We start from the raw sequence: 1,999 nt of genomic DNA, 5'->3' as shown, positions 1-1,999 counted from the left end.
TGCCGCAGCGATCTCCTGTGCTGCCGCGGTCTCGGCGGCCGGCAGGAGGGTGCTGGAGAGGTTCGTCGCGAATGCCGACCCCGCGCCGCTGAGGGCGACCGCACCGACGACGACCGGACCGAGGGCGAACCCGAGGTCGCGCAACATGTTGGTGGTGGCGCTGGCCATGCCTGCCAGGTGCGGGGGCACGCTGCTCAGTGCCACGGCCGTGACGGAGCTGATGGTCAGGGCGAATCCGACGCCGATCAGCAGGGCGGGCGCTACGAACGCGCCGAGCCGCGGGTTGGTGACGTCCAGCCGGGCACACAGCAGGCAGCCGACCGCCATTAGCGCGAACCCGGAGGACAGTAGCCAGGACGGGGCGACTCGGTGCAGCAGCCGTGAGACGACGGGGATGAGCAGGAAGGCGGGTCCCTGCAGGAGCAGGAAGGGAAGTGCCACCCGAATCGGGTCCTGGTGCTGCACCGGACCCAACCACATGCTCGTCGCGAAGCAGGCGCCGAGGAAGGCGAGCATGCCGATGACGGCGGCGGCGGACGACACGCTGAAGGCTCGGTTGCGGAACAGCCGTAGGTCGAAGATGGGGGATTCCGCCCCCAGTTCCACCACGACGAATGCCGCGAGGACCATCGCGCCAAAGGCGAGCGAGAGAATGACGGGCAGGGTTGTCCAGCCTGACTCGGGGCCCTCGACGGCGCCGTACAACACCAGGATGAGGCCGAGCGCGAAGGTGACCTGACCGGCTACGTCGAACTTACGGCCCTCGGGTGCTTTCGACTCCGTCGCCACCGCCACGGTGAGCACCATGCTGATCAAGGCGAGTCCGACGAGCACCCAGAAGGAGCCGCGCCACGTCCCGAGTCTGGCGAACATGCCACCGAGCAGGGGGGACACGGCGGCGCCGGCGGACAGGAACCCGCTCCAGACGGCGACGGCGTGTGCCCGCTGCCGTACGTCGCGGGTGACCGCGGTGAGTGCGGTGAGCGAACCGGGGAACATGGCCCCGGCGCCCAGGCCGTTCAGGGCGGCGCCGAGCCAGAGCACCTGGACGATCGGGGCGAGCGCGGCGACGGTGCTGCCGGCGGCGACCAGAGCGGTGCCCGCGAGGACGAGCCTTCGGCGTCCGAACAGGTCGCCCAGGACGCCGAAGGTGAACTCGAAGCACACCACCGCGATCATGAACGCGGCGGTGATCCAGGTGAGTTGCGAGCCGTGGGTGTTCAGGTCCTGTTGGAACAGTCCGTTCAGCGAGGCCGGCAGCGCGTTAGCGACCTGGGCCACGAAGACCGCGCCGCAGGCGGCAGCCAGCGTTCCCGCGTAGCCCGGCACCCGGGCAGCCCCGGCGGTTGGGCCGTGGGACGTCGCTGTCCCGTTGTTGAGCGTCATTGCTGTTTTCTCCCTGGCTGGGGAAGGCGGGGTGTCCCCGGCGGGGGAACCCCTGAGAGGGATGGAAACGCTCGGCTCGGCGTACGCGGTGGGGGAGAGTGCACGTCGCGAGACCGGCAGTGCCGGGAGAATGACACTTCGCTTTACGGCGCGTCAATGAAATGTACAGAACTGAATAAGAACGTTCGCGATGCAAATAGAACGGATGGGAGAGCGGCGCGATCAGAGCCCTTCCGCCAGGTCCGCCTCCAGCGCCCGGGCCGCGGTCTCCAGGGTTGCCACCAGCGGCTGGAGGCGGAGCGGGTCGTACCGCACGCTGGGCAGGGACACCGACAGACCGGCCAGCGCCGTGCCGTCCCCGTCGCGGACCGGCACCCCGACCGCGACCAGCCCGCGCTCGGACCGCTCCTGGTTCACCGCGAACCCGTTGCGGCGCAGCCGCGCCAGCTCGCCGCGCAGCTTGGCGAGGTCGGGGCGCTCACCCGGCCGGTCCCGGTGGCGCTCGGCGGCGTACACCTCGTCCAGCTCCTCGTCAGGAAGGTCGGCGAGCAGCAGCAGACCCGCCGTCGTGCGGTGCGCGGGGAACACCATGCCCTCGCGGGAGCCGACCCGC

At 70.4% G+C, this 1,999-nt stretch carries 2 protein-coding genes; both read right to left on the bottom strand.

The window, feature by feature from the left end; genetic code table 11:
* On the bottom strand, nucleotides 1-1,386 hold a 1,386-nt coding region (locus IH13_RS0121560), incomplete at its 3' end, for an MFS transporter (RefSeq protein ID WP_063837475.1).
* Between the two features lie 222 nt (nucleotides 1,387-1,608).
* Nucleotides 1,609-1,999, bottom strand: a 391-nt coding sequence (locus IH13_RS0121555) for an IclR family transcriptional regulator domain-containing protein (protein WP_031086883.1), incomplete at its 5' end; no start/stop codon positions are given.

It is taken from the genome of Streptomyces sp. NRRL WC-3549 (genome assembly GCF_000721935.1).
GTDB lineage: Bacteria > Actinomycetota > Actinomycetes > Streptomycetales > Streptomycetaceae > Streptomyces.
Note: the sequence above shows the minus strand (reverse complement) of the source record. Positions and strands in the feature narration are given on the sequence as shown.